General features: G+C 73.2%; 1 protein-coding gene. It reads left to right on the forward strand.

The window, feature by feature from the left end; all coding sequences use genetic code 11:
• Window positions 1-224 (forward strand): hypothetical protein (locus tag LI94_RS24255; RefSeq protein ID WP_046302579.1); only part of this gene is annotated, 224 nt, incomplete at both ends.

The raw sequence follows: 224 nt of genomic DNA on the forward strand, positions 1-224 counted from the left end.
AACGGTGCCGGCGGGGACAGTGAGCAGGCAGCCGGCTATGCCGGCCAGGACGGCGGCAACGGCGGCAACGCCGGTAAGGGTGGCGCCGGCGGGGCCAGCGGTGGCGGCATCTCCGCGGCCAGCGGTAGCGATGGGGTCGCCGGTATCGGTGGCAACGGTGGTGTCGGTGGTACCGGCCTCGACGGAGTCAACGGCACCGCGGAAAACCCTGATGGCACGGCCGG

Origin of the sequence: Mycobacterium sp. UM_Kg27 (assembly GCF_000972905.1) — a bacterium.
Classification (GTDB): domain Bacteria; phylum Actinomycetota; class Actinomycetes; order Mycobacteriales; family Mycobacteriaceae; genus Mycobacterium.